Below are 26,551 nucleotides of genomic sequence, written 5' to 3'. Positions count from 1 at the left end.
ATTCACTCATGCAGCCACTTCTACCGGTCACCATCCTTACTGGCTTTTTAGGCGCTGGTAAAACAACACTGATTAATTACTTATTAAATCATAATAATGAAAAAATTATGATCATTGAAAATGAATTTGGGCAAATCAATGTTGATGGTGGATTATTGAAACAAGATACCAATATAGAAATTGTTGAAATGACGAATGGTTGTATCTGTTGTAGTGTACAAGGTGAATTAACCCAAGCATTACACAAATTACACCAACAGCGTTTAGACGGTAAAATTGCCTTTGACCGATTGATTATTGAAACAACGGGACTTGCTGACCCTGCCCCTATTGTACAAACTTTTTTTATTGATGACCTTATTCGTCAAACCATTCAACTTGATGCAGTGATAACCCTGGTTGATTGCGAACATATTTTGCAACAACTTGACGAACATCGTGTTGCCTCATCACAAATCGGTTTTGCTGATCGTATTATTCTCACTAAAACAGATCGCGTGAGTGAACAGCAAAAACTGACTGCGATTGACAGAATCAATCGTATCAATAATAAAGCATTAATCTTTGAAGCTATTCAGGGGCATATTCCCAAAACACAATGGTTAGATATTCATGCATTTGATTTAGATGAGCAGCTAAATATCAACAAAGGTTTTTTTGTTATCAATGGTAATAAACAGTTAACAGCAAACTTTAAGCCATTTTTAGCAGCATCAGAGCCAAAACAATCTTGGAGCGATGATGTCGTATCCTATCTTCTTGAAGCCGGTGAGTTAGATTTGAAAAAAATTGGCGCGTTTACCGAGCAACTTATAGAGAAATATGGTAATGACATGCTGCGTTATAAAGGCGTGCTTGCAATTCATGACCAACCACAACGGCTGATCGTACAAGGTGTACATAAAGTGGTAGGATTTGATTATGGTACCCCTTGGGATAATCCAAACCAGCGCATTTCGAGATTTGTCATTATTAGCCGCAAATTGCCCTTTGATGAAATCAGGCAGGATTTTATCGAGACACAATCATCTTAATTTGATCAATAAAAAGGGATACATTATGTATCCCTTTTTTAGTTTATACCTGTCACTTATAAGCCAAGTAATTTACGTTCACGTTGCCATTCAGTCGGTGTATACGTTTTGATGGATAACGCATGAATACGATTATCCGCAATAAACTCGGCTAAAGGTGCATACACTGCTTGCTGTTTTTTGACTCGGCTAAGATCAGCAAACAGGCTACCGACGGCAATAACTTGGAAATGACTTCCGTCATCACTCATTGCATAAACTTCATCTAAACTAAGCGATTGCATTAGTTTATCTTCAATTTCTTTTTTATCCATATTTAAACATTGCTCATTATTTTAGTAAAAACTTAAACCACAATTGCATCAAGATCGTACAACTCAATTAATGTCTTAAGTTGCGGATTGATTGCAATTAATTTTGCATTTTGCTGAATACAACAATACGTTAATAGGGCTAATCCTGACGAGTCAACGCGTGTCACTTTTGAAACATCAATCGCCTTTATCGTATCTAACAACTGTTGCTTTTGCTGCCAAACATAATCAAGTGTATGACAATCTAATACGCCATTAAGGTACAGTATCTCATCTCGAACCTCTGTGGTAATTGTCGCTGGCATTATCATTCCCTAATCACAATATTTTATAAGTATGGCATAACCATACGGGCAAATATATTTTATCTATTTCTTTAAATAACAGATAACAACTGACTATTTTGCTTGACCATTACTCGATGGATTGGCATTAGGGTCAATTTTTTGGTTCGCTTGTTGTTGTAATTGCACAATTAGCGCTTTTATTCCCTGTTGTCTAACAATGGTTGACCACTCACTTTGTTTCGTCGTAATCATACTCACCCCTTCAGCAACCATATCATAAGCCTGCCATTCACCGGTTGCCGTATTTTTACGCCACTGGAAGTCAAGACGAATAGGCTGCTGGTTTTTATCTGCATTAATTAACAATACGCGGACCGCAACAATATTTTTCCCCGTTAAATCTTGATCTTTTTCAACTTGATAGGTTTGACCATTGTACATTGATAATGCTTGTGAAAATGCCTGTACCAAGTATTGTTCAAATGCCGAAAAATAAGCATCTCTATCCGCTTTATCAACATTTTTATAATTATCACCTAATGCAAGTGCTGCTGCATATTTAACGTGCACATAAGGTAATAGATCTGTTTTAACAATACTTCTTAAAATTTCAGGATTGTTTTTAATTTGGCTATTTTGACTATTAATTGCTTTGAAAACGTTATCCGCCGCTATTTCCGTTTTTTGATATGGACTTTGCATATCAGCTTGAGCCGCCATCACAAAAGGGGTAAAAAAAAGTGTGGCAACAATCAGTAATTTTTTTAACATGCTTTTAACTCCTATTTACTCGTTTGTTCTTTTTTGTTCGATTGGCTATCTTTAGACGCATCATTACTGTATAAGAACTTACCAATTAAATCTTCAATAACCACTGCGGGGATTGTATTATGTACAACAAACCCTTCCTCAAAATAATCAGGGATTTGATTTTCATGATTCACTGACGGGTCATCTGCAACGCCACGATCTTGCGCATCAAGATCATCAAGTTCGCTTTCAAAGCTCTTTTCAATCCCTAATGACACATCAACAAACTGTTCACCTAGTAAACCTGATGTTTTTATCGAAAGGCTACTACTGCTTGGGATTTGATTATATCGCCCATCAATATCCATAGTGACATAAGGTTTATAATTATTGAGGGAAATATTTGAAATTCGGCCAATAACAACCCCACCAATTTTGATTGGTGAGCGGGCTTTTAATCCCCCGACATTATCAAATACCGCATAAACACGATAGGTTGATTTATGGGTAAATGAACTGGCATCGGTAACCTTAAAACATAAAAAGAGGATTGAACAAATGGCAATAACCATAAACAACCCAACGGTGATTTCAACTTTACGATTCATGTTTACATGACCTCAATTACTAAACATTAATGCGGTTAGAATAAAGTCTAACCCTAAAATAGTTAACGATGAATAGACAACGGTACTGGTAGTTGCTTTACTAATGCCTTCAGATGTCGGCACACAATCATAGCCATTAAAAAGTGCGATCCAGCTTGCAGCAATAGCAAAAACAAAACTTTTGATAAAGCAGTTCACAATATCATGCCAAAAATCAACATTACTTTGAATTGATGACCAAAAGAACCCAGCATCAATACCTTTCCATTCAACGCCGACGAGTGCACCACCTAAGATCCCTACCGCAACAAAAATGGCTGTTAAAAAGGGCATACAGAAAAAGCCAGCCCAAAAACGCGGAGCAATGATACGTCGCAGCGGATCGATAGCCATCATTTCCATACTAGATAACTGCTCAGTTGCTTTCATCAAGCCGATTTCAGCGGTTAAGGCTGACCCAGCTCGACCAGCAAATAAAAGTCCGGCAACTACTGGCCCTAATTCTCGTAATAGTGCCAAGGCCACTAACATACCAAGACTTGCTTCCGCACTAAACATCGTTAGGATAAAATAGCCTTGTAAACCCAGTACCATACCAATAAATAATCCAGACACAATGATGATCGTCAGTGACTGGACACCCACAAAATAAAACTGTTTAATCCACAACGGAAACTGTTTTTTGAATTGTGGTTTACCAATTAAGGCACCAAATAGCATAATACCAGCACGACCAAACATTTCGATAAAATTAATACCTGAGCGCCCTATTTTGGCAAGAAGATTCAACATTAACGACTACCTCGACTTAGATCGCTTTTATAATCATCCGCAGGATAATGAAATGGTACAGGTCCATCAGCAAGCCCTTCTAAAAACTGTTTTACACGCATATCTTGATTTTGACGAAGTTCTTGTGATGTGCCGCCTGCAATAATATGTTGTTCGGCAACAATATAAGCATAATCGGCGATGCTAAGCACTTCATCAACATCATGAGAAACCACAATACATGTCAGCCCTAATGACTGGTTTAATTCGGAAATCAGTTTAACAATGACCCCCATTGAAATAGGATCTTGTCCCGCAAAAGGTTCATCAAACATGATTAACTCAGGATCTAAAGCAATAGCTCTTGCTAATGCCGCTCGACGAGCCATGCCACCAGAAAGTTCAGATGGCATCATATTCGCAGCGCCACGCAGACCAACCGATTGTAATTTCATTAATACTAAATTATGTAAAATGGGATCAGGCAAATTCAGGTGCTCTCGCAAAGGATAAGCAACATTATCAAAAACCGATAAATCCGTAAATAATGCACCTGATTGGAATAACATACTCATCCGTTTACGCACTTCGTATAAACGGGAGCGAGACATTGTTGGAATATCCTCACCATCAAATAGAATTTGACCCGATTGAGGTTTGAGTTGACCACCAATAAGTCTTAATAGCGTTGTTTTACCAATACCTGATGGACCCATGATTGCTGTCACTTTGCCTTTCGGTACAGACAAACTCATATTCTTATAAATTGGTCGTGTTCCTCGATAAAAAGACATATCATGAACTTCAACCAAATTATTGGTCGGTGACGAATTGACGGTTGATCTTGTCATTGGCTCTACTCAGCATAAATCATCATTAAACGCATAATTAACGCATTCTACCTGATATTTACGATTTATGATAATTGTCAAAATGTAAAAGGCATTTAAATACCAGTGTCATTAATAGCGTGGCATAGACGGATCAATGTCTATGGCCCAATCATCAATTCCCCCTTTGAGATTATAAAGGGTATCTTCATCAAATCCGTTATTAACCAAATAGTAAGCGACATTTAAACTTCGTACGCCATGATGACAATATATGACGATTTTTTTAGCATCAGGAATCTTATCTAAATAAAGTGGAATCAAATTCATCGGAATATGAACACTGCCTTCAATCCGACTGATTTCAACTTCATTCTCTTCTCGAACGTCAAGCAAAAAGAGATCGTCTGATTGGGTCTTTAGCATTTCAGCTAATTGATGACTGGTTATTTCTTCAATGACTATATTCACGGTTCATCCACACTCATTTTTAATGTATTAGGCAACATAAGTTGCCTTTTTTTCGTTAAAATATTATCGTAACATGCAATTATAGTATAAAAATCACACATTTAATGCTTTGGTTATTTTTTCATATAGATCTTTTGATAGGTTATCGAGTTTCAATAAACGCTGCAATGCATTTTGCATTAATGCAGAACGTTTTTGATCATAGCGTTTAAAACGAATTAGTGGATCAATTAAGCGCGAAGCGACTTGCGGATTTTTTTGATTAAGTTCAGTTAACATCTCAACTAAAAATTGATAACCACGACCATCAGCAGCATGAAACGCCACCGGATTATGATTCACAAATGCACCAATTAAAGCACGAATGCGGTTCGGATTATTTAATGTGAATGAACGGTGAGTGAGTAACGCTTTCACATTTTCCAATGCATCAGGCTGCGGACTGGTTGCCTGTAGCATAAGCCATTTATCCATAACCAAACCATCTTGATGCCATTTATCATCAAAAGAACGTAATAATTGGTTGTTTGCTGGCAACTGAGCTTTTACAGCGGCATTTAATGCTGCTAGGCTGTCTGTCATATTATCGGCATCTTGATATTGCTTAACCACTAATTGATCAATCAATGCGTTATCATTGGCAAAAGCCAACAAATTTAAACAACCGTTTTTTAATGCGCGTTTAGCCATTTGAGTGTGATCAATCTGGTACTCTGCCATCAAATGATGGCGATAAAGTGCGAGTAATTCATCAAACATGTCATTGGCAAATGTGGCTAACAAAAAAGCTCTCACGGCATGAATCGCATCGGGATCAACGACATCAAATTGGTTAGCAATTTCATTTTCAGACGGTAGGGTTAAAATTTGTGCAATGAGCGCTGGGTCAAGTGATTCGGATAGTAATATCCCCCGAAATGCATCAAGCAAACTATCAGGACAAACGAATGGTTGAGCGTGTTGATAATGATCCACATTTATTGCAATGTATTTTGCCAACAGCATTTGAGCAGCATCGTAACGATTAAAAGCATTCGTCGCATTTTGCATTAAAAAAATCAATTCATCATCATGATAATGATAGTGTAATTTGACGGGAGCAGAAAAATCACGCAATAAGGCAATAATCGGTTTTTCCTTGACCTGATCAAATGTAAAAGATTGCTCACTATGGTGAATATTTAATACATTATCAAGTACCTTACCTTGATATTGTAATGGAATCACCTCACCATTAGCGTGATATAATTCAATATCAAGGGGAATGTGCAGAGGCTGTTTATCATGTTGATCGGCGGTTGGTGGTGTGACTTGTTTCACCGTCAAACAATACTGCCCCAAAGCTTGGTCATAATGGTCTGTAACCATCAACTGTGGTGTTCCTGATTGGCTATACCATAACTTGAAATGTGTCAAATCAATACCTGACGCATCTTGCATCGCTTGCACAAAATCATCACATGTTGCGGCACTACCATCATGACGTTCAAAGTATAAACGCATACCTGCTTGGAACTTTTCTTCCCCTAACAAGGTATGCAGCATACGAATGACTTCTGCACCTTTTTCGTAGACAGTGACCGTATAAAAATTATTCATTTCAATGACTTGGTCAGGTCGAATTGGATGAGCCATCGGGCTGGCGTCTTCCGTAAATTGCACCGTTCGTAATAATTTAACATCATCAATACGTTTTACGGCTCGTGACCCTAAATCAGCACTAAATTCTTGATCACGGAAAACGGTTAGTCCTTCTTTCAAGCTTAATTGAAACCAATCGCGGCATGTCACACGATTACCCGTCCAGTTGTGGAAATACTCATGACCAATGACCCCTTCAATACCTAAATAGTCATCATCGGTTGCAGTAGTCGGTTTAGCTAATACGAATTTTGAGTTAAAAATGTTGAGACCTTTATTCTCCATTGCCCCCATATTGAAAAAGTCGACGGCAACAATCATAAAAATATCAAGATCATATTCAAGTCCAAAACGGGTTTCATCCCAACGCATTGAATTTTTGAGACTGGTCATAGCCCATTGAGTCCGATCTAAATTACCTTTATCAACGTAAATTTCTAAGTCAACTTGACGTTTAGATTGTGTGATAAACACATCACGCAATACATCAAAATCGCCAGCAACTAACGCAAATAAATAGCAAGGTTTAGGGAAGGGATCTTGCCATTGTGCAAAATGGCGCCCATCATTTAATTCACCTTGTGCAATACGGTTCCCGTTAGATAATAGATAGGGATACTGTGCTTTATTTGCCGTGATACGCGTACTAAACCGAGCTAATACATCCGGCCGATCCAGATAATAAGTGATATGGCGAAACCCTTCGGCTTCACATTGTGTACATAACGCATCACCTGAAACATACAAACCTTCTAATGCTGTATTATCTATCGGCTTTATTTCATTAATAATGGTCAGAGTAAACTCAGGTGGCACCCCATAGATTTCAATACCATTTACGGTTAATTGATAATCTTGCCAAGGTTGTTCATTAATATTGACTGAAATCAGTTTTAGTGCTTCACCATCAAGTACCAGTGTTGTGGCGTGTGAGTTTTGTCTAACGACACGACTTCTTGCGGTCACTGTCGTGATATCAGCGGATAAATCAAAATCGAGATCAATATCAGTAATAGTGAAATCAGGTTTAGTATAATCTAAACGATATTTAACAATCGGTTGTTGGCTCATAATTAACTCTATTTTAGTGAAAACAATGACACAATATTATACGAAATAACAATAATCATCATTAAATAATGTACTCCTTAATTTTTATTCTGCTATAATCATTGGACTTTTCATGCAAATACGATTAATCAATTTACATGCAATCACCAATATTAACATCGCTGTTAGATACTGATGCTTATAAATTACATATGCAACAAGCGGTTTTCCATCACTATCGTGATGTCACTGTCGTCGCTGAATTTCGTTGTCGTAATCAAGAGCAATTAGGTCAATATATTGATGAAATTAAACATCAAATAAATTTGATGGCATCATTGCGTCTTACCGATGATGAATACCTTTATTTGCAATCACTCCCCTATTTTAAGACAGACTATTTAGATTGGCTTAAAAACTGGCATTATGATAGTCAATTAATCGACATACAAAATGATAATGGTCAACTTGCTATTCGTATTGAAGGCTCTTGGTTAGATGTCATTTTGTGGGAAGTCCCTTTATTAGCTGTTATTAGTGAAGTTGTTCATCGTGACCGGACGCCACATATTGGGGTCAAAGAAGCGATTGAGCATTTAAAAGACAAGCTTACTCGATTTGAAGAACAAACTCATGGACTTGATCTATCAGAATTTAATCTTATGGATTTTGGTACCCGAAGGCGTTATTCATTTGCAGTACAAAAAGCAGTAGTGGGTTATTTAAAGGATCATTTTACCCAGTTTACCAGTACCAGTAACTATTTATTGGCTTATCAATTTGGACTTACGCCTGTTGGTACTCAAGCCCATGAATGGTTTCAAGCTCATCAACGTTTAGTTGAAAATTTAGCTGACTGTCAAACAAAAGCATTACAGGTTTGGTTAGATGAGTATCCAGATACATTAGGTATTGCGCTGACTGATTGTATTACGATGGATGCCTTTTTAAATGACTTTAATCTGCATTTTGCAACCGAGTATCAAGGACTTCGCCATGATTCAGGTGACCCGATTGAATGGGGTGAAAAAGCCATTGCCCATTATGAACGACTTGGAATTGACCCGAAAACCAAACTCTTGGTTTTCTCAGACAGTTTGAATTTTGATCGCTCGATTAAGATTTACCGTCATTTTCACAATCGTGTTAAACTATCATTTGGTATGGGTGGCCACCTTGCATGCGATATTCCAACGACTGAATCATCGAATACAAAATCGCTAAATATTGTCATAAAATTAGTTGAGTGCAATGGTCAATCTGTTGCAAAATTATCAGATAGTCCTGGTAAAACCATTTCACAAGATACGGGTTTTATCGAAGAGTTAAAAAGAACATTTAATGTAACAAACAGTTAAATAAAGAATAATGGAAACTAACAAAATGAGCGTTATTGCACCTATCACAGATGTATTACAAGGTAAAATTGCTGTTGGCAGTACGGTTACTGTCCAAGGCTGGATTAGAACTCGCCGCGATTCCAAAGCTGGCATTTCATTTTTAGCAATTTATGACGGTTCATGCTTTAATCCTATTCAAGCTGTCGTTGAAAGCAGCTTAGCCAATTATCAACATGACGTATTAAAATTAACCACGGGTTGTTCGGTTAAAGTCACCGGGAAAGTGGTTGAAAGTCCAGGTCAAGGACAACAATATGAAATTCAAGCGACATCCGTAGATGTTTATGGATTTGTCGAAGATCCCGATACCTACCCGATGGCAGCTAAACGTCACTCGATAGAATATTTACGTGAAGTGGCTCATTTACGAGCGCGTACCAATATTGTTGGTGCAATTACCCGTGTTCGTCACACATTAGCACAAGCGATTCACCAATTTTTCGATGAACGTGGTTTTTTTTGGTTATCAACGCCAATCATCACCGCATCAGATACCGAAGGTGCTGGCGAAATGTTCCGCGTCTCAACACTTGATCTATTAAATTTACCAAGAACGGATGCAGGAAAAATTGATTTTGATAAAGATTTCTTTGGTAAAGAAGCATTTTTAACGGTTTCAGGACAATTAAATGCTGAAACGTATGCATGTGCTTTATCAAAAGTTTATACTTTTGGTCCAACATTCCGTGCTGAAAACTCAAATACAACTCGTCATTTAGCAGAATTTTGGATGATGGAACCGGAAGTCGCTTTTGCTGATCTTGATGATGTGGCCAAACTATCCGAAGATATGCTCAAGTATGTTTTTAAAACGGTATTAGAAAAACGTGCCGATGATATGGCATTTTTTGCCGAGCATATTGATAAAGAAGCGATCACTCGTTTAGAAAGTTTTATCAGTTCTGACTTCGCGCAAGTTGATTATACCGATGCAATTACAATACTTCAAAACTGTGATGCCACATTTGAAAATCCAGTTAGTTGGGGAATTGACTTAGCTTCCGAACATGAACGTTATTTAGCCGAAAAACATTTTAAAGCGCCAGTGGTTGTTAAAAACTATCCAAAAGACATTAAAGCTTTTTATATGCGAATGAATGAAGATGGTAAAACCGTCGCTGCAATGGATGTCTTGGCGCCTGGTATTGGTGAAATTATCGGGGGATCACAGCGTGAAGAGCGTCTAGATATGCTTGATAAACGTATGGATGAAATGGGGCTCAACAAAGAAGATTACTGGTGGTATCGAGATCTACGTCGTTATGGTACTGTACCACATTCAGGATTTGGTTTAGGGTTTGAGCGTCTGATTGTGTACATTACAGGAGTACAAAATGTACGCGATGTTATCCCGTTCCCGAGAACACCAAGAAATGCGAATTTTTAAGTCAAATGAAAAATAAAATATAAAACGAGTAGCAATTTTGCTCGTTTTTTAAGCAAATAGATGTGGTTTTACGATTAGACAGTCTATTTTATGAAAAGTTCACTTGATTTTAAAAAAAATTCAATATAATTTGTATAACTGTAAAACAAATCAATGATTACTTATGGTGAGTGGTCATTAATAACAACTGACACCAAACTCTCAACGGTAATAACCTAGAGCAGTGGCAGGTGTCTTAATAACAACACCAATGAGGGTATAAAATGAAACGTAATCTACTAGCTATCGCTATCCCAGCACTTTTAGTTGCTGGTGCAGCAAATGCGTCTATCGAAATCTGGAACAAAGACGGCAACAAATTAAACGTAAATGGTCGTGTTTATGCACTTAACTATATTGGCGAAAAAGCTAAAAATGGTAACGACGAAGGCGACAAAACTACTGCACGTTTAGGTTTCACTGGTGAAACTCAAGTAACTGATTCACTATCAGGTTATGGCCGTGCTGAATTCGAATACAACACTGATGGTGTTAAAGAAGTGCGTTATGCATTCGCTGGTTTAAACTTTGGTCAAGTTGGTTCTTTAGACTATGGTAAAAATGACGGCGTATTAAAAGCAATCACTGGTTATACTGACGTATTACCTGAGTTCGGTGGTGATTCAACTAGTTATGTTGTTTTAGGTAAACGTACTTCAGGTGTGTTAACTTACCGTAACAGCGATTTCTTCGGTGTGGTTGAAGGTTTAAGCTTTGCTGCGCAATATGCTGATTCAAACAGTGCTAAAGTTGCTGAAGAATTAAGTTCTGATAAAGAAGCTTATGGTTTAAATGCACAGTATGCAATCCTTGATACTGGTTTAACAGTTGGTGCTGGTTATGCACAAACTGCAGGTGATGACAAAGCTAAATCTTACATCGCTGGTATTAACTATGATGCAAACAACCTATATTTAGGTGCTATCTATAACCACTCTAAACAAGATGAAAAGAAAATCCGTGGTGTTGAGTTTGTTGCTCAATACGGTATTGACTTTGAAGTGGGTCGTTTAACTCCATCTTTAGCTTATGTTCAACATAAAGATAAAAGCTCAGGTACAAACAGAGACCTAGCTAAATATGTAGAAGTTGGTATGCAATATGACTTCAACAAAAACTTAACTGCAATCGTTGACTACAAAATCAACTTACTTAAAGAATCTAAATCACCTTCTGATTACAAAGATACTTTAGCATTAGGTTTAATCTACCAATTCTAATTATCTGTTAACAGATCAGTTAGTATGAAAGGCACTTCGGTGCCTTTTTCTTTACCTGTCATCGTTTCTCTGTATTTTTATTTATCGTCTCTTGCACTTTGTTATAAACTCTGATAAAACCTGTATAAACAGTATGGAATTAGGATAAGATTTTATGCAATTTACAACGCGTACTTTGAAAGCTAAAAAGAATATTGCCCTCGTTGCACATGACCATTTAAAAACAGCATTATTAAACTGGTGTAAATCAAATAAAGAAGAGCTCTCACATCATCACTTATGTGGAACAGGAACGACTGGGACACTTATTAAGAATGAAACAGGCTTAGAAGTTAAAGCGATGTTAAGCGGCCCAATGGGTGGTGACCAACAAATTGGTGCATTGATTGCTGAAGGGAAAATCGATATTTTGATCTTTTTTTGGGATCCTTTAAATGCTGTTCCCCACGATCCTGACGTGAAGGCCTTATTAAGGCTAGCAACAGTGTGGAACATTCCGGTCGCCACTAATCAAGCAACGGCTAATGCATTGGTTCAGTCACAAATTTTTACCAACGAAGTCACCATTGATATTCCAGATTATCAGAGATATTTAGCTGAAAGGGTAAAATAAATGCCGATACCATCCCAAGCCCGTAAAATGGGTAAAACAATATTACTGTTAGATAACTTATTTATTGTACTGGGATTTTATGTTGTCTTTCCGCTAGTATCGACACATTTTGTTGGTCAAATCGGCTGGAGTGCACTCTTTGTTGGTTTTGCGCTTGGCTTTAGACAATTCGTGCAACAAGGCTTCGGATTGATTGGCGGGGCCATAGCTGATCGCTTTGGTGCAAAGCCAATGATTATCGCTGGTATGTTTTTACGTTGTATCGGCTTTGTTTCAATGGCATTGGCGATTGAACCCTGGATACTGATTGTATCATGCCTGCTCTCAGCATTAGGTGGCTTATTATTTGATCCACCTAGGATGGGACTCGCCATTAAATTTACCCGTCCACACGAACGCGGTAGATTCATTTCGTTATTAATGATTCAAGATAATGCTGGGGCGGTTATTGGTGCATTAATTGGTGGCTGGTTAATTGATTATGATTTCCAACTCGTCTGCTGGCTTGGCGCTCTTGTTTTCTTCTGTTGTGGGATTTTTAATCTAATTTATTTGCCGGCTTATCACATCGCATTGGGTAAAGTACCGATAGTCGGTGGCATGAAAATGGTCATTAAGGATAAAAAATTTACTGCTTATGTCTGGTCGTTAACGGGATACTATATTTTGTGGGTACAAGTCATGTTGATGTTACCGCTCACTGTCACAAAAATAGCGGGAAGCCCTAGTTATGTCAAATGGATGTATGCAATTCAAGCGGTAATTTCACTCACACTACTTTACCCGCTCGCTCGCTTCAGTGAAAAATATTTTAGGCTTGATCAACGGCTCAAATTTGGACTCTTATTAATGACCGTGGGATTTATAACTATCGCATTTGCCACACAGTTAACACTACTCTTTATACTGATTGCGCTTTTTTACTTTGGTGCGATCATTGCAGAACCCGCAAGAGAAACATTAAGCACGATTTTAGCTAACCCACGAGCAAAAGGCAGTTATATGGGATTTAGCCGCTTAGGGCTAGCTTTAGGAGGGTTTATTGGCTACACTGGGGCCGGTTGGCTATATGATATTGCTATAAAAATTGATTTGCCAACCCTACCTTGGTATGTACTAGGTCTTATTGGTTTGACCACATTGTGCTACTTACAATACTTGTTCAAAAATGAACCGCCCATGGTTCGTACCAATGCAAAAAAAATCAGCTAAATTAAAAAATTTTCTCACCCAGTTTAAACAGATGTGCTTGCCCTGTTTTTATTTTATGCCAATCTTCGTTTGATGTTAACGGGCGCGTCGTAATGACGGTAACAACATCATTTGGTGTCGTATGCTTTTGAAAATCAATTTCAACATCTTCATCAACTAATTTTGCTTTACCAAATGGGGCTTTACGCGTAATCCAATAAAGATGAGTTGAACAATATGAGAACAAAAATTGACCATCAGATAATAATAAATTACATACGCCAAACTGGTTTAGTTTGTCTGCACACTGTTTTATAAAACGAAAGACTGAAGGCCAATGTCTTGGTTTAGTTGGGTAACGTGACTGAAGTTGATTTAAAATATAACAAAATGCATACTCACTATCCGTTTGCCCTATGGGGTCAAAACGCCCTGTATCCAGTTGCTTATAACCTGTTAATTGGCCATTATGCGCAAACGTCCAGTTTTTACCCCATAATTCCCGCGTGAAAGGATGCGTATTTTCTAATGCAATCTTACCTCGGTTAGCCTGTCTAATGTGAGCAATCACTAATTCAGACTTTATCGGGTAATCTTCAAGCATCTTAGCAATAGGTGAATAGCTACAAGGTTGCGGATCTTTAAATGTCCTGCAACCTTTACCCTCATAAAAAGCAATGCCCCAGCCATCTTTATGGGGGCCTTTATCACCGCCCCGTTTAGCAAGACCTTTAAAACTAAAGCAAATATCGGTTGGAACATTTGCACTCATCCCCAATAATTCACACATAATTAGCCTGCCATTTAAAGAGTTTATCGATTAATCTGTTTTCGCCATCTCTTTTTCAATCAGTAAAATTAAAATATGGATGATCTTAATATGAATTTCTTGCACGCGATCAGCATAACCAAAATGGGGAACTCGAATTTCAATATCTGCAAGTCCATTAATTTTACCACCATCTTTACCTGTTAAAGCAATGACTTTCATACCTTTGGCTTTCGCAGCATTGATTGCCTTTATCACATTAGCCGAATTACCAGAAGTTGATATACCCAGTAGCACGTCACCTTTTTGCCCTACACCTTCGACATAACGCGAAAAAATGGCATCAAAACCAAAATCATTACCAACACAGGTAACATGACTCACATCTGAAATGGCTATTGCGGGATACGCAGGACGATTATCCCGATAACGACCCGTGAGTTCTTCAGCAAAATGCATCGCATCACAATTAGAACCACCATTACCACAAGACAACACTTTACCACCTTGCTTAAATGATGTAGCTAGCATCACGGCAGCTTGTTCTATCGCTTTTATATTATTATCATCACCAATAAATTTAGCTAAAACGTCTACGGCTTGGTTTAATTCACTGCGGATCTCATTTAAATACATAATCATGTTCTCATCAATTAATTAAAATTATTAATCATTTTAATAGGTTATATGTTAGTAAAAAATAGACAAATTACGTTATAATTGCCCTATTACTATAATGGTTATTACCTGAACGTTTCACCTCAAGTATTGATATAGTTTAGTTGTTCTTACTTTAAAACTCAAACTCAAGATAAAAAAATTGGTGAAATTAACCAGATTATCGTTATTAATTTGATCAAAGAGTACGGAGCATTATGACACACAAATCAAAATCACGGCATAAAGAGTATGCACTTATCTTAACACTAATCACGTTACCTATTTTATATTTTTTCCAAGATAGCCAAAGTTTAATAACAATCATTGCCATTAATTTATTATCTTTAGCGGCGATTTTATACAGTGCCTTCAGTGTTGTTCGCCACGCTGATGTGCTTGCCCATCGTCTAGGTGAACCATTTGGTTCTTTGATTTTAAGTTTATCAGTCGTGATTTTAGAGGTAAGCTTAATTTCAGCGTTAATGGCAACAGGTGATACTGCACCAACGTTAATGCGGGATACTCTCTTTTCTGTCATTATGATTGTGATCGGAGGTTTAGTCGGTATTGCACTCTTGATTGGTGGTCAAAAATTTGAAACCCAGCACGTTAATCTCGCCGGTATTAAGCAGTATTTAATTTCCATTATCCCACTCGCTTTTATTGTTTTAGTCTTACCAACGACATTACCAGGTAATACTTTTTCACCGTTACAAGCCGCTGTCGTTGCAATTTTATCGGCTGTGATGTATGCGGTTTTTTTAATCATTCAAACCAAAACCCATCAAGAACTATTTATCTACGAACATGAAGATGAAGAAAGTGATGATACAGGCCACCATGGTAAGCCCTCTTCTCACGGTAATTGGTGGCATGCATTCTGCCTATTAGTGCATTTAGTCTCGGTTATTGCCGTTACCAAAATGAATGCAATACCACTTGAAAACTTATTAGATGCAGCCAATGCACCTCCTGCATTTACAGGATTTCTCGTTGCATTATTGATTTTGTCACCAGAAGGACTTGGTGCGTTAAAAGCGGTAATTAGCAACCATGTACAACGGGCTATGAACATCTTTTTTGGCTCGGTTATTGCAACAATCTCGCTGACAGTACCGACCGTTTGTTTGATTGCTTATTTGACTAATCAGAATCTTGAATTCGGGCTTTCTATGCCAAATGTTGTCATTCTTGCCACAGCATTAATATTATCCGTGGTGTCATTTTTAACAGGGAAAACAAACCAGCTTAATGGGGCGGCTCATTTAGTGGTATTTGCTGCATATATTATGATTTTATTATCTTAGTGAATGGTATAACTATCATCATCAAAAAAGGGGCCTAGGTCCCTTTTTATTTATTCATCGTAAATAATTGTTGGAATATAAGTGACGTATCATGTATTCATCTTTACGCCATTAAAGTCGTTACAGATAGGCAAAAGGTAAGTAATCAGATTTTGTCGATAAACAGGGGGTTTTATTCCTAAAATCAAAAAACATCTAAATGGCGGTGAGGAAGGGATTCGAACCCTTGATACGTTGCCGTATACACACTTTCCAGGCGTGCTCCTTCAACCGCTCGGACACCTCACCATTTATTCAGAATGCTTTTTTGGAATACTTTACATCATTACGGATGACTTACCGGATCATTGCTATCAACCAGATAAATCGACACAAAGTACTTAATTCAATTTATTTAAAAATTGATACTCTCAAAACGTTATATAACCCTTGATATATTGCCAGCTATACCTGATTGGCAACAGTTTTTAGTGTGCCCTTAAAACAGCTCAGAAACCTCACAAAAACTCAAGGCGCATACTATAATGTTTGATAGCCTTAAGGTCAATACTCTAATGGATTATTTCATCGCTTGCAGAGCAGATTTAGTGGGCAACCACAAAGCTACCAAAAATACCCAGTATAATTAAGACTGCAACCACGGTGACTAGTGCGTATTTTAAATTTGTACACATTATAAACTCCTTAATGTTATTGCTCACTTAAGCATAATTAATATTTAATATTTGATGATTGACCATTTTTAGTCGAATCACCATAATACTGAGATAGATCTAATACAATCTCAACCGCTTCATTAAGGTATGCATCAGGGGCTTTGAAATCTTTAGGAACTTCATCTAACTGACTAATTTCAGGTAAATTTTCCCGTTTCAAACGCTCATTCATTCTCAATAGTTCTTTATCATCACTTTGCTTCTGTTCATCTTCACGTAACGTTTTATTCAATGAAACGACATATTGCTTATCTTTTTTGATATTATATTCGGCAATATCTTCTTCTAAGTAGTTAAACTCTGGATCAGTTTTAATACGAGTCTCATGACGTTTAGTTAACTCAGGTAAAATCGCATTGTTATCAAATAAAACGTTATAACGTGCAACAGACACACTATCCCAAGGCAAAGCATTATCCAAATAGCGTTCACCGGTTTCATCAACGTATTGTGAAGTGCTCATTTCAATATCTGGAGAGACACCTTTAAGTTGTGTACTCCCACCATTAATACGGTAGAATTTCTGAATCGTATATTGAACGCCACCTAAAGCTGGCCAATCTGGGTGAATTTTAGCATCAATAGGATAAGCAATATTTCGGGATGTTTGCACAGTGCCTTTGCCATATGTATTCTCACCAACAATAATTGCTCGTCCATAGTCTTGTAAGGCGGCTGAAAATATTTCAGAAGCTGATGCACTATAGCGATTAACCATTACAACCATTGGCCCACGATAATAGATATTGTCATCCCTATCATCATAGACCGCTAATTTTTGCATATTATCTTTAACTTGAACTACCGGCCCTTTTTCAATAAAAAGTCCTGTTAGCGTGATCACTTCAGCTAATGAGCCTCCACCATTATTGCGTAAATCGATCACGATACCCTGTAGGTTTTTTTGATTTGCTTCAATTAATAATTGTGAGACTTTTTCGGTTAAACCGATATAAAAACTCGGGATTTCAATAATACCGATATCCCCTCTAGCCGAATGATTAATTGATAGTTTAGCTTCACGGTCTTCGAAATGAATTTTATCGCGCGTAATCTCGATAATTTTAGGTTTACTATTATTACCTGTTGGTAAAATTTCAAGCTTAACGATTGTACCTTTTGGACCGCGAATTTTCTCGACAATATCATCAAGTCGCCAACCAATAACATCTTCAATCGCTTTACCTTTTTGCCCTACACCAATAATTCTATCACCGATAGCAAGCTGTTTACTGCGTTCAGCTGGGCCACCTGTAATAAATGAGACAATTTGTGTATAGTCATCTTCTTGGTTTAGTGTTGCGCCGATTCCTTCAAAAGAGAGGCTCATTTCAGAATCAAAATCTCGTTTGATTCGTGGTGCTAAATAGCTTGTATGTGGATCAATCTCTCTGGCGAATGCATTCATGAAGACTTGAAATGCATCTTCAGATTTTGTTTGTATCAATGTTCTTAAAATTCGGTTATAACGTTTAGTTAACGTTTCACGAATTTCATCCTCTGTTTTACCGGTTAAAGCAAGACTGAGTTCATCATATTTGACACGTTTTCGCCAAAACTCATCCAGTTCATCTTCTGTTGTTGGCCAAGCCATGTCATCTCGGTTGAAATTGATCGATTCATCAACGGTAAAGTCCATTGGTAATGCTAAGAGTGATAACGCATACTCATAGCGTTGAAAACGTTTTTTTAACGATAGATTATAAATATCGAACGCTGTTTTAACATCACCATTACGAAGTTCCTGACCAAGTTGAGTCTGCTTTTCACGAAATAAATCAATATCATGTTTAATAAATATCGATTTATTACCATCAAGCAGCTTAAAATATCGATCAAAAATCTTAGATGAAAAAACGCCATCTAAATTGAAATCACGAAAATGAGATTGAGTGAAATAGTTGGTAACTCTCCTTGCAACGACATCATGGATCGGATCGGGCTCAAGGACGGGTAACTCATCAATGGTATAATTTTTTGCTTGAGCAAGATTACCAAATAGCAATCCTGCAATCAAAATTAATCCCAATAAACGGTATTTATCAAATACACAACGCATTATATTCTTCATTCAAGATCTCAATTTATAGCGCAATTAAAGTAAGATATGATCAGCTTTGACTGTCAGTTCCATGCCAGATGACACTTTCACTTTAACCTGTTCTTTTTCAATGCTAGACACAACTGCAGGTACGGGTTTAGAGCCCAAGATCACCTTTACAGAAGCCCCAATCTTAAGGCGACTAAGTTCAACTTTTTGTAAGGCAGGTTGAGCGGGATTCGATTTCACAGTCGGTTTCGATTTAGGTGAACTGTTTCGAGTATGAACTTTAGCTTTTTTATCTGCTGCGTTAGCACGCGTTGGCTTATTTTTATTTTCTGCCATACGTTTTGCTTTCGCTTTTTCTTTGCTTTCTTTTAACTGCTGTTGAGCATGTTCAGCTTGCTCAGATGTAATGGCCTCACACGCGTTACCATCTAAATCAACACGATTAGCCCCATCTTTAATGCAATGCAAATAACGCCAGCTTGCGGTATATGAGCGCAATGCTACACGTAATTTCGTCTTACTAAATTGCTCTTCCTTTGCTAACCGTTCAACAAGATCTTGAAAAATACCGATCTTTAATGGCTTTGCATCACCGTCTATTGTGAAACAATTAGGAAACTGATTAGACAAATAAACAATAATATCTTTACTACTTTTTAACTCTGGCTGTGTATCCATTGATAATTCCATTACAACTATTATTTTATGTGATTAAAACCATAGGATTAAAGTATATCCTAGCTTAACTCTTTAGCAAATACTTATTAATAAAGAAAACAATCTCATCTTGGTTATTTACTATCGAGGCTGTCTTGTTGTTCAACAAAACTGACTAACTCTTTGACACCATTTCTCATTAACCATGCCATGACTGCATCTTGTTCTTCTGCTTTTAATCTTAAGAATGCCGATATCCAAAGTTGAAGTGGTTCAACGGGTGTGATGGTATAAGCAGCAGGTAACTCTTGCACATGAATAAGATAAGATTTAACAAAATCGGGTAAACTGTCTATGTGGTACTCAATCGCTTTACCTTGCACACCACTACGTTTTCGGCTTTTCCAACCTTCAACACGTGCCTTTCGGTTGATTCCCTGCATTGTGGATGGTAGCCCTTCTATTGCCGTTAGCTCTTTTGATGAATACCATACTTTTGCCATTTTACACCCATTTTTAGAAATTAAAGAAAATATATCGAAAATAAAGAAAATATGTTACAATAAAATGCTAACACACTTATTTTACTCACTTTGCTTAACACAAAAACTTACTAAGTTGAGTAACAAAATAGAGCATATCATAAGATAGAAAATAAGGAAAAGGGTAATGGCGAATTCACTTAAAGACTGGCATTCAGCGGATATTATTGCCGCATTAAAAAAACGTGGTTTAACGCTTTCAGGGCTTTCTCGACAAGCAGGACTCAGTTCTTCGACGCTCAGTAATGCTTTAGTTAGACCATGGACAAAAGGTGAAATGATTATTGCACAAGCAATAGGCATGAAACCACAAGAAATCTGGCCAAGTCGCTACATCAATCAACACAATCAAAAACCAATTAAGCGAAACTTGCGTACAAAAACTTAAATTAATCTAATACATCCATTTCATACCGATAACTGTGCCGGATTAACGTGCTTAAATATTTGTCCGGCTCACATCCTAGCGCACGAAAACCTAAAAAAATACATGTAATTATCTTAAATTTAAGCGTAGTATATTCATATCAATAACCCGATTTAAAAGGTATTTTTATGAAAACAATCACACCAGATTTAACGAATCTTTCAGCGCAACTTAAACGTAATTGGGGTTGGTTTATTGCCGTTGGGGCAATACTCATTATCTTAGGCTGTTTAGCACTTTCTTATGAATTTTTAGCCACGGTTTTTTCAATTTACTTTATCGGATCACTACTTTTAATCGCGGGTATCGCACAAGCGGCCCACTCATTTAGAATTAAAGGTGCCGGTCAAACAGCCTTGTGGGCAGTAATGGGCGTGCTGTATATTATTGCGGGTATTGTCGCGTTTACACAACCACTCGCGGCATCAGCTGCATTTACACTCATTATCGCTTTCCTATTAGCTGTCAGTGGTATTACCCAAATTATTGGTGCACTGAATAATCAAGGTTTTCCAAAATGGGGATGGTGGTTATTTTCTGGGATGATTACCTTCGTTTTAGGTTTAATGATTATGGCAGGATGGCCATCAAACAGCTTGTGGATACTGGGTATGTTCCTTGGTATTGACTTAATATTTCAAGGCTGGGCTTATGTCGCCATTGGCTTAGCAATTAAATCAAACAATTAGTTACATGAATAAAAAACCGTTTTTAGAAACGGTTTTTTTTATTTAAAACTTTTATTTGTTTTGGCTTTTACTTCACGCATGGTTTGTAAAATTTTATGATAGTTGTCTAATCGCCATGACGCAATATTGCCAGATTTAGCTGCTTTTTGTAGACCACAATTACGATCAGTTAAATGGTTACAGTCACGGAACTGACAATCTGCTAAATAGTCATAAAATTCAGGATAACCTTGCATAACTTGCTCAGGTTCTAAATGCCATAGGCCAAACTCTCGAATTCCGGGCGAATCAATAATATTACCACCACTTGGTAAATGATAAAGTCGTGTTGATGTTGTTGTATGTTGGCCCAATCCTGACATTTCTGATATATCGCCAACATTAACTTGAGCGGATAATTCGGGTAACAGTTGGTGAATAATACTTGATTTACCAACGCCAGATTGCCCAACTAAAATTGAGGTTTTATTTTGTAAAGTGTGCTTAAATTCGTCCAAACCTTGTTCATTTTTGCAAGATAGTAGCAGTACGCGGTAATTCAGTTGACGGTAGTAATCTAAATATGATGTCAATTCAGCCAAATGTTGGCTATCAAGTAAATCCACTTTATTGAGAACAATCACAGGATCAATATCGGTCGCGGCACAAGCGACTAAGTAACGATCAATAATATTTAATGATAATTCAGGCAATACTGCTGAAATAATCATTATTTGATCAATATTGGCTGCTACAGGCTTAATACCATCATAAAAATCGGGACGGACTAATTCAGAATGACGAGGATGTACCGCTTCAATTATACTATTGACGAGAGGATCAATATTTTGTCGCCAAATCACCTTATCCCCAGTCACAATTGAACTTAACGTACGCCGAATATTGCAACGAAAAATCTGTCCTTGTTGGTTTTCAACATCCGCAACCTTACCATAGCGACTAATGACCACACCGTCTTGTGGCGCAGAAAAAGCCCCATCATCATAGTGTTCTTCTGGTTTAACAAGCTTTTTGTTGTGTTTTTCCTCAACACGTCTTTGTTGAACTTTCGATAATCGATTTTTAGCCACAAATCCTCATTGTCTTTACTTTATCGATGAATTACTGTCACTCAGTATATCCTAATTATAAAAACGATGGTTTTATTTTATAAGAATTATTTTTATTCATCACATAAAAACAAATCATGACTGAGTTTTGGCTGTAAATAATATTTAATATTGTGTAAATTCTCTTTTTTTGATTAGGACTTCATGACTAACTTGTAGTAAATTAATCATTATTATTATTTGTTGGGTATTGATTACAATAATGCGCCATAGTGAACCAAAGGCTCTATTTAACTTATTTAAAGCCCCATCGCTTTTGACGATTCAAGAGCGAGGTAAAGCATTATCCACACTAAATCATTTACTCAATCGACTTTTACCCCCGCCATTAGCTGAGCAATGCCGTGTTGCAAACTATCGGCTTGGTATTTTGATTATTGAAGTCTCATCAGCCAGTTGGCTAACACGGTTACGTTACGAGCAAGAAAAACTCCGCTCACAGTTACGCCAAAATGGTTTAAGTGGATTGGCCTCAATTCAATTTAAAATTAATCCTGAACTTAATCGTAATCGATGCGAACTACACTGTGATGATGCGGCTGTTTATCAGCGAAAAATAACACTTCAAAGTGCCGAAATGCTGTTAGCTCTTGCTGATAACTGTTCACCAAAGTTAAAAAGCAGTTTGATTAAGCTTGCCAAGCACGCAACAAAAATAGACAATAGTTAACTACAGCAAATAACACGTAAGTTAAAATAAATTACATTTATAATATCAAGGAGATAACATGGATTCGGAAATGACAACTTATCTGATCATTGGCTTAGTTTTAGGTCTTATTATTGGCGTCATCTTTACTAATGTGCTAAGTCCTAAGTCACGAAAATATAACCAAGTCAAACGTGATCTTGATGAAGCCAAACAAGAACTTGTTGCGCAAAAACAAATGATTGTGAAGCATTTCTCTCATAGTGCTGAAATTTTAGATAATATGGCAAAAGAGTTTCGTCGCTTGTATCAACATATGGCTGAAAATTCGAGCAATTTAATTTCTCAAGAAGATCTTGATAGTTTAAAAGTTGCACCCACTATGCATTTAAGCGAAGATGAAACCCATATCGATAATCCGCTGACAGGTACGACGCCACCTAAAGATTATTCAGGCAATCCATCAGGATTATTAAAAACTGAAGAAACAAAAGACTAAAATCATCTTCCTATTTAGCTATAGATAAGCTAAAGATTCTTTAAAATAGACTCAATCACGTTGAGTCTATTAATCCATTTGGTTAATTTTACTTTGTGTTACATAAAAAAGTGAGAGTTATAAAAATGAATAATACATTTAATTTCCCTAAAAAAAGTTTAACTGTTTTAACATTAGCAATTGGCTTATGCCTTGGTTCTGTAGCCCAAGCAGAGATTAAATTGCCCTCTTTTATTACTTCATCGGAAGGTAAAACTCAAGCACTACCCAGCTTAGCGCCGATGCTTGAACACGTATTGCCGTCGGTTGTTAGTATTAAGGTTGAGGGGACAGCTCAAGTTCAAAATAATATTCCCGAAGAGTTTAGACGATTTTTTGGTTACCCAGAAAACCAGTCAAGAGCCTTTACTGGACAAGGTTCAGGTGTCATTATTGATGCAGATAAAGGCTACGTAGTCACTAATAACCATGTCATCGATAATGCAGATAAAATTATGATTCAAGTCAATGATGGTCGAGAATTTACCGCCAAATTAATTGGTAAGGATCCCTTAACAGATATCGCCTTATTACAAGTCGACAACGCTAAAAATCTTAACGCAATCCCAATGGCTGATTCGGATAAATTACGCGTTGGCGACTTTGCTGTGGCCATTGGTAATCCATTTGGTATTGGGCAAACCGTTACCTCTGGTATTATCTCAGCTCTTGCTCGTACCGGCCTGAATATGAATGGATTTGAAAACTTTATTCAAACCGATGCTTCGATTAACCGCGGTAATTCTGGTGGTGCATTAGTTAATCTAAATGGTGAGCTAATTGGTATCAACACCGCAATTATTGCGCCTGGTGGCGGAAATGTAGGTATTGGTTTTGCTATACCAAGTAATATGGTGAAAAGTTTAACTGACCAATTAACTGAATTTGGTCAAGTTAAACGTGGTGTATTAGGAATCAAAGGAAATGAACTGACCTCTGATATTGCTAAAGCATTTGATCTTGATGTACAAAAAGGCGCCTTTGTGAGTGAAGTACTCGATGAGTCAGCCGCAAAAGAGGCTGGAATTAAGGCCGGTGACGTGATTGTATCAATGAATGGAAAACCGATTGAAAGCTTTGCCGAGTTACGCGCTAAAATTGCGACTGCGGGTGCAGGACGAGATGTGACGCTGGGCTTAATCCGTGATGGAAAGGCGTTAAATGTTAAAGTGAAACTTAAAAATAGCGACGAATCTTCAACTGAGGCAAAAACGTTACACCCTAATTTAGAAGGGGCTAACTTGATTAATGGTGAAGCTAATGGTCAAGAAGGCGTATTAATTGATAAAATTGTGGCTGGTTCACCGGCTTCACGTTTAGGCCTACAAGAAGGTGACGTGATCACAGGGGTAAATAGAAACCCTATTAATAATATTGCTGATTTACGTAAAATTATTGATAGTAAACCCGCTGCAATCGCGTTAAATATTGTACGTGGGAACAGCCGAGTATACTTGATTCTACGTTAACTCATTTTTCTCATCACAAAGGGGCGTTAAACGCTCCTTTTTATTAATGAATGAGACTTACCATCATACACAAATCATTCTAATCACTGTTAAATAATTGATATTAGATGAATAAAAATGACTTTGCTGCATTAGCTTTTTTTATTTCTGTGGTATTATCAAAACAGATAAAGTGACATGATTTGACAGGATAACTTATGCTAAAAAAAATACTCTGGCCAGCTCTGATTGGCTCTGTTTTGGCAATCGTACTACTTATTATTTTTCCGTCATTGCGTAATGGTAATCAGTTATCTTTACCAGATACCATTTTTAATAACGAACCCCTAAGTTATAACCAAGCCGTCAAAGCAGCCGCGCCTGCTGTTGTTAATATTTATAGTCGTTCCATTTCCTCTGTGCCTGAAAATGTCAGTAAAGGCATCACACCACTTGGTTCTGGTGTGATCATGAGCCAAGATGGCTATATTATTACCAATTACCATGTTATTGAAAATGCACAACAAATTATTGTGGCATTGCAAGATGGCCGTATTTTTGAAGCACTATCAGTCGGTTCAGATAAATTAGTGGATATTGCTATACTCAAAATTGAAGCTTCCAATATTCCCGTTATCCCGATTAATTTAGCGCGCGCACCCAAAATTGGCGATGTCGTATTAGCGATTGGTAATCCTTATAATATCGGGCAAACAATCACACAAGGTATTATTAGTGCAACCGGACGTGATGGCTTAAGCCCAATTAGGCGACAAAATTTTATCCAAACCGATGCATCGATTAACCACGGCAATTCAGGGGGTGCACTTGTGAATACGAAAGGTGAGCTAGTGGGTATTAACACGTTATCATTTGCTAAAAGTACATCAAATGATGTGCCAGAAGGCATTGGATTTGCAATTCCAACTTCACTTGCAACCAAAATCATGGATAAATTAATTAAAGATGGCAAAATTATTCGCGGTTATATCGGGGTCGATGGGTTAGAATTTTCACCAACCCAAAACCCAAGTGATCACCCTGTTGTATTGGGTATTTTAGTGACGAATGCAGAAGGTCCAGCCAAAAAAGCCGGCATTAATACCAATGATATTTTAATCTCGGTTAATGGTAACCCCGTCAAATCGATTATAGAAACGATGGATCAAATCGCTGAAATTAAACCGGGCACAACGGTTCCTGTTATCGTGTTACGCAACGGTGAAAGATTAACGCTTCAAGTTCAAATCGAACAATTAGCTATTTAAATATCAAGCTAATCGACAGACTTGACGCAATACCTAGATGGGTATATAATCCGCCACCTTATTCGTGTTATTTAACATTTGTATGGTGTATAAATTTTGTTGCAAGGCAGCCATTT

General features: G+C 37.3%; 27 protein-coding genes and 1 tRNA gene. 13 read left to right on the top strand and 15 right to left on the bottom strand.

The window, feature by feature from the left end; genetic code table 11:
* The first annotated feature begins 8 nt into the window (after positions 1-8).
* The gene (locus tag ABEA36_RS11980; protein WP_345492473.1) at positions 9-1,034 is read left to right on the top strand and encodes a CobW family GTP-binding protein; all 1,026 of its coding nucleotides are present in this window, start codon (positions 9-11) and stop codon (positions 1,032-1,034) included.
* 56 nt (positions 1,035-1,090) lie between these two features.
* Here ABEA36_RS11980 and ibaG read toward each other — a convergent pair whose 3' ends face one another.
* From ibaG to pepN, 8 genes are all read right to left on the bottom strand, one after another.
* A complete protein-coding gene (gene ibaG / locus ABEA36_RS11975; protein ID WP_345492471.1) occupies positions 1,091-1,348 on the bottom strand; it encodes a BolA family iron metabolism protein IbaG in 258 nt (85 codons plus the stop codon).
* Between the two features lie 32 nt (positions 1,349-1,380).
* Positions 1,381-1,653, bottom strand: a complete 273-nt coding sequence (locus tag ABEA36_RS11970; RefSeq protein ID WP_345492469.1) for an STAS domain-containing protein — start codon at positions 1,651-1,653, stop codon at positions 1,381-1,383.
* 93 nt (positions 1,654-1,746) lie between these two features.
* Positions 1,747-2,406, bottom strand: coding sequence for a phospholipid-binding protein MlaC (gene mlaC / locus ABEA36_RS11965; protein ID WP_345492467.1), 660 nt, complete (start codon positions 2,404-2,406; stop codon positions 1,747-1,749).
* An 11-nt stretch (positions 2,407-2,417) separates the two neighbouring features.
* The gene (mlaD, locus tag ABEA36_RS11960; RefSeq protein WP_345492465.1) at positions 2,418-2,993 is read right to left on the bottom strand and encodes an outer membrane lipid asymmetry maintenance protein MlaD; all 576 of its coding nucleotides are present in this window, start codon (positions 2,991-2,993) and stop codon (positions 2,418-2,420) included.
* 12 nt (positions 2,994-3,005) lie between these two features.
* Positions 3,006-3,785 carry a lipid asymmetry maintenance ABC transporter permease subunit MlaE gene (gene mlaE, locus ABEA36_RS11955; RefSeq protein WP_345492463.1) on the bottom strand — a complete coding sequence of 260 codons (780 nt, stop codon included), beginning with the start codon at positions 3,783-3,785 and terminating at the stop codon, positions 3,006-3,008.
* The gene (mlaF, locus tag ABEA36_RS11950; RefSeq protein ID WP_345492461.1) at positions 3,785-4,615 is read right to left on the bottom strand and encodes a phospholipid ABC transporter ATP-binding protein MlaF; all 831 of its coding nucleotides are present in this window, start codon (positions 4,613-4,615) and stop codon (positions 3,785-3,787) included. Before mlaF ends, mlaE begins: the two co-directional genes overlap by 1 nt.
* Before the next feature lie 111 nt (positions 4,616-4,726).
* A complete protein-coding gene (locus tag ABEA36_RS11945; RefSeq protein WP_345492459.1) occupies positions 4,727-5,065 on the bottom strand; it encodes a rhodanese-like domain-containing protein in 339 nt (112 codons plus the stop codon).
* Positions 5,066-5,158: 93 nt separating this feature from the next.
* On the bottom strand, positions 5,159-7,777 hold the full coding sequence (gene pepN, locus ABEA36_RS11940) for an aminopeptidase N (RefSeq protein ID WP_345492457.1): 2,619 nt from the start codon (positions 7,775-7,777) through the stop codon (positions 5,159-5,161).
* A 137-nt stretch (positions 7,778-7,914) separates the two neighbouring features.
* Here pepN and pncB point away from each other — a divergent pair, with 137 nt between their 5' ends.
* The 5 genes from pncB (at position 7,915) to mdtH (ending at position 13,627) form a co-directional block, all read left to right on the top strand.
* Entirely contained in the window at positions 7,915-9,114 is a 1,200-nt protein-coding gene (pncB, locus tag ABEA36_RS11935) for a nicotinate phosphoribosyltransferase (RefSeq protein WP_345492455.1), read from the top strand.
* 25 nt (positions 9,115-9,139) lie between these two features.
* A complete protein-coding gene (gene asnS / locus ABEA36_RS11930) occupies positions 9,140-10,543 on the top strand; it encodes an asparagine--tRNA ligase (RefSeq protein ID WP_345492453.1) in 1,404 nt (467 codons plus the stop codon).
* 263 nt (positions 10,544-10,806) lie between these two features.
* The gene (locus ABEA36_RS11925) at positions 10,807-11,802 is read left to right on the top strand and encodes a porin (RefSeq protein WP_345492451.1); all 996 of its coding nucleotides are present in this window, start codon (positions 10,807-10,809) and stop codon (positions 11,800-11,802) included.
* A gap of 154 nt (positions 11,803-11,956) precedes the next feature.
* Entirely contained in the window at positions 11,957-12,415 is a 459-nt protein-coding gene (locus ABEA36_RS11920) for a methylglyoxal synthase (protein WP_345492449.1), read from the top strand.
* Entirely contained in the window at positions 12,416-13,627 is a 1,212-nt protein-coding gene (gene mdtH / locus ABEA36_RS11915; protein WP_345492447.1) for a multidrug efflux MFS transporter MdtH, read from the top strand. It begins immediately after the preceding gene.
* 1 nt (position 13,628) lies between these two features.
* Here the strand turns inward: mdtH and ABEA36_RS11910 are convergent, their stop codons facing one another.
* Positions 13,629-14,396 carry a class II glutamine amidotransferase gene (locus ABEA36_RS11910; RefSeq protein ID WP_345492445.1) on the bottom strand — a complete coding sequence of 256 codons (768 nt, stop codon included), beginning with the start codon at positions 14,394-14,396 and terminating at the stop codon, positions 13,629-13,631.
* A 30-nt stretch (positions 14,397-14,426) separates the two neighbouring features.
* Positions 14,427-15,011 carry a D-sedoheptulose 7-phosphate isomerase gene (gene lpcA, locus ABEA36_RS11905; protein WP_345492443.1) on the bottom strand — a complete coding sequence of 195 codons (585 nt, stop codon included), beginning with the start codon at positions 15,009-15,011 and terminating at the stop codon, positions 14,427-14,429.
* A gap of 239 nt (positions 15,012-15,250) precedes the next feature.
* Between lpcA and chaA the strand changes: the two genes are divergently transcribed.
* A complete protein-coding gene (gene chaA, locus ABEA36_RS11900) occupies positions 15,251-16,342 on the top strand; it encodes a sodium-potassium/proton antiporter ChaA (protein WP_345492441.1) in 1,092 nt (363 codons plus the stop codon).
* Positions 16,343-16,542: 200 nt separating this feature from the next.
* Here chaA and ABEA36_RS11895 read toward each other — a convergent pair.
* The 4 genes from ABEA36_RS11895 to ABEA36_RS11880 form a co-directional block, all read right to left on the bottom strand.
* Positions 16,543-16,630: transfer RNA gene (locus ABEA36_RS11895), tRNA-Ser, on the bottom strand.
* A gap of 423 nt (positions 16,631-17,053) precedes the next feature.
* On the bottom strand, positions 17,054-19,117 hold the full coding sequence (gene prc, locus ABEA36_RS11890) for a carboxy terminal-processing peptidase (RefSeq protein ID WP_425571945.1): 2,064 nt from the start codon (positions 19,115-19,117) through the stop codon (positions 17,054-17,056).
* A 36-nt stretch (positions 19,118-19,153) separates the two neighbouring features.
* Positions 19,154-19,786, bottom strand: a complete 633-nt coding sequence (gene proQ / locus ABEA36_RS11885; protein WP_345492437.1) for an RNA chaperone ProQ — start codon at positions 19,784-19,786, stop codon at positions 19,154-19,156.
* A 113-nt stretch (positions 19,787-19,899) separates the two neighbouring features.
* Positions 19,900-20,268, bottom strand: coding sequence for a DNA-binding protein (locus ABEA36_RS11880; RefSeq protein WP_345492435.1), 369 nt, complete (start codon positions 20,266-20,268; stop codon positions 19,900-19,902).
* Between the two features lie 166 nt (positions 20,269-20,434).
* On the opposite strand from ABEA36_RS11880, the gene ABEA36_RS11875 reads away from it, so the two are divergent.
* Both ABEA36_RS11875 and ABEA36_RS11870 read left to right on the top strand, forming a co-directional pair.
* On the top strand, positions 20,435-20,695 hold the full coding sequence (locus tag ABEA36_RS11875) for a helix-turn-helix domain-containing protein (RefSeq protein ID WP_345492433.1): 261 nt from the start codon (positions 20,435-20,437) through the stop codon (positions 20,693-20,695).
* A gap of 167 nt (positions 20,696-20,862) precedes the next feature.
* Positions 20,863-21,423 carry an HdeD family acid-resistance protein gene (locus ABEA36_RS11870; RefSeq protein ID WP_345492431.1) on the top strand — a complete coding sequence of 187 codons (561 nt, stop codon included), beginning with the start codon at positions 20,863-20,865 and terminating at the stop codon, positions 21,421-21,423.
* Between the two features lie 38 nt (positions 21,424-21,461).
* Here ABEA36_RS11870 and rsgA read toward each other — a convergent pair whose 3' ends face one another.
* Positions 21,462-22,493 (bottom strand): small ribosomal subunit biogenesis GTPase RsgA, encoded by a 1,032-nt coding sequence (gene rsgA / locus ABEA36_RS11865; protein WP_345492429.1) that lies wholly within the window; start codon positions 22,491-22,493, stop codon positions 21,462-21,464.
* Between the two features lie 241 nt (positions 22,494-22,734).
* On the opposite strand from rsgA, the gene ABEA36_RS11860 reads away from it, so the two are divergent.
* The 4 genes from ABEA36_RS11860 to degS all read left to right on the top strand — a co-directional run bounded on the left by ABEA36_RS11860 (position 22,735) and on the right by degS (position 26,435).
* Positions 22,735-23,202, top strand: a complete 468-nt coding sequence (locus tag ABEA36_RS11860) for a DUF721 domain-containing protein (protein ID WP_345492427.1) — start codon at positions 22,735-22,737, stop codon at positions 23,200-23,202.
* 58 nt (positions 23,203-23,260) lie between these two features.
* Positions 23,261-23,680, top strand: coding sequence for a Z-ring associated ZapG family protein (locus ABEA36_RS11855; protein WP_345492425.1), 420 nt, complete (start codon positions 23,261-23,263; stop codon positions 23,678-23,680).
* A 125-nt stretch (positions 23,681-23,805) separates the two neighbouring features.
* A complete protein-coding gene (locus tag ABEA36_RS11850; protein ID WP_345492423.1) occupies positions 23,806-25,188 on the top strand; it encodes a Do family serine endopeptidase in 1,383 nt (460 codons plus the stop codon).
* Positions 25,189-25,385: 197 nt separating this feature from the next.
* The gene (gene degS, locus ABEA36_RS11845; RefSeq protein ID WP_345492421.1) at positions 25,386-26,435 is read left to right on the top strand and encodes an outer membrane-stress sensor serine endopeptidase DegS; all 1,050 of its coding nucleotides are present in this window, start codon (positions 25,386-25,388) and stop codon (positions 26,433-26,435) included.
* The last annotated feature ends 116 nt before the right edge of the window (positions 26,436-26,551 follow it).

Source organism: Orbus sasakiae, from assembly GCF_039542345.1.
GTDB lineage: Bacteria > Pseudomonadota > Gammaproteobacteria > Enterobacterales > Orbaceae > Orbus > Orbus sasakiae.
Note: the sequence above shows the minus strand (reverse complement) of the source record. Positions and strands in the feature narration are given on the sequence as shown.

Bases quoted from the DNA above. Each gene is read 5' to 3' on its own strand.
- ibaG (WP_345492471.1), bottom strand. From the start codon at position 1,348: ATGGATAAAAAAGAAATTGAAGATAAACTAATGCAATCGCTTAGTTTA.
- mlaF (WP_345492461.1), bottom strand. From the start codon at position 4,615: ATGACAAGATCAACCGTCAATTCGTCACCGACCAATAATTTGGTTGAA.
- proQ (WP_345492437.1), bottom strand. From the start codon at position 19,786: ATGGATACACAGCCAGAGTTAAAAAGTAGTAAAGATATTATTGTTTAT.
- degS (WP_345492421.1), top strand. From the start codon at position 25,386: ATGCTAAAAAAAATACTCTGGCCAGCTCTGATTGGCTCTGTTTTGGCA.
- asnS (WP_345492453.1), top strand. From the start codon at position 9,140: ATGAGCGTTATTGCACCTATCACAGATGTATTACAAGGTAAAATTGCT.
- ABEA36_RS11875 (WP_345492433.1), top strand. From the start codon at position 20,435: ATGGCGAATTCACTTAAAGACTGGCATTCAGCGGATATTATTGCCGCA.
- pepN (WP_345492457.1), bottom strand. From the start codon at position 7,777: ATGAGCCAACAACCGATTGTTAAATATCGTTTAGATTATACTAAACCT.
- ABEA36_RS11860 (WP_345492427.1), top strand. From the start codon at position 22,735: ATGCGCCATAGTGAACCAAAGGCTCTATTTAACTTATTTAAAGCCCCA.
- ABEA36_RS11980 (WP_345492473.1), top strand. From the start codon at position 9: ATGCAGCCACTTCTACCGGTCACCATCCTTACTGGCTTTTTAGGCGCT.
- mlaE (WP_345492463.1), bottom strand. From the start codon at position 3,785: ATGTTGAATCTTCTTGCCAAAATAGGGCGCTCAGGTATTAATTTTATC.
- prc (WP_425571945.1), bottom strand. From the start codon at position 19,117: ATGCGTTGTGTATTTGATAAATACCGTTTATTGGGATTAATTTTGATT.
- mlaC (WP_345492467.1), bottom strand. From the start codon at position 2,406: ATGTTAAAAAAATTACTGATTGTTGCCACACTTTTTTTTACCCCTTTT.
- ABEA36_RS11920 (WP_345492449.1), top strand. From the start codon at position 11,957: ATGCAATTTACAACGCGTACTTTGAAAGCTAAAAAGAATATTGCCCTC.
- pncB (WP_345492455.1), top strand. From the start codon at position 7,915: ATGCAATCACCAATATTAACATCGCTGTTAGATACTGATGCTTATAAA.
- ABEA36_RS11855 (WP_345492425.1), top strand. From the start codon at position 23,261: ATGGATTCGGAAATGACAACTTATCTGATCATTGGCTTAGTTTTAGGT.
- lpcA (WP_345492443.1), bottom strand. From the start codon at position 15,011: ATGTATTTAAATGAGATCCGCAGTGAATTAAACCAAGCCGTAGACGTT.
- chaA (WP_345492441.1), top strand. From the start codon at position 15,251: ATGACACACAAATCAAAATCACGGCATAAAGAGTATGCACTTATCTTA.
- ABEA36_RS11880 (WP_345492435.1), bottom strand. From the start codon at position 20,268: ATGGCAAAAGTATGGTATTCATCAAAAGAGCTAACGGCAATAGAAGGG.
- ABEA36_RS11925 (WP_345492451.1), top strand. From the start codon at position 10,807: ATGAAACGTAATCTACTAGCTATCGCTATCCCAGCACTTTTAGTTGCT.
- ABEA36_RS11910 (WP_345492445.1), bottom strand. From the start codon at position 14,396: ATGTGTGAATTATTGGGGATGAGTGCAAATGTTCCAACCGATATTTGC.
- ABEA36_RS11970 (WP_345492469.1), bottom strand. From the start codon at position 1,653: ATGCCAGCGACAATTACCACAGAGGTTCGAGATGAGATACTGTACCTT.
- mlaD (WP_345492465.1), bottom strand. From the start codon at position 2,993: ATGAATCGTAAAGTTGAAATCACCGTTGGGTTGTTTATGGTTATTGCC.
- ABEA36_RS11870 (WP_345492431.1), top strand. From the start codon at position 20,863: ATGAAAACAATCACACCAGATTTAACGAATCTTTCAGCGCAACTTAAA.
- mdtH (WP_345492447.1), top strand. From the start codon at position 12,416: ATGCCGATACCATCCCAAGCCCGTAAAATGGGTAAAACAATATTACTG.
- ABEA36_RS11850 (WP_345492423.1), top strand. From the start codon at position 23,806: ATGAATAATACATTTAATTTCCCTAAAAAAAGTTTAACTGTTTTAACA.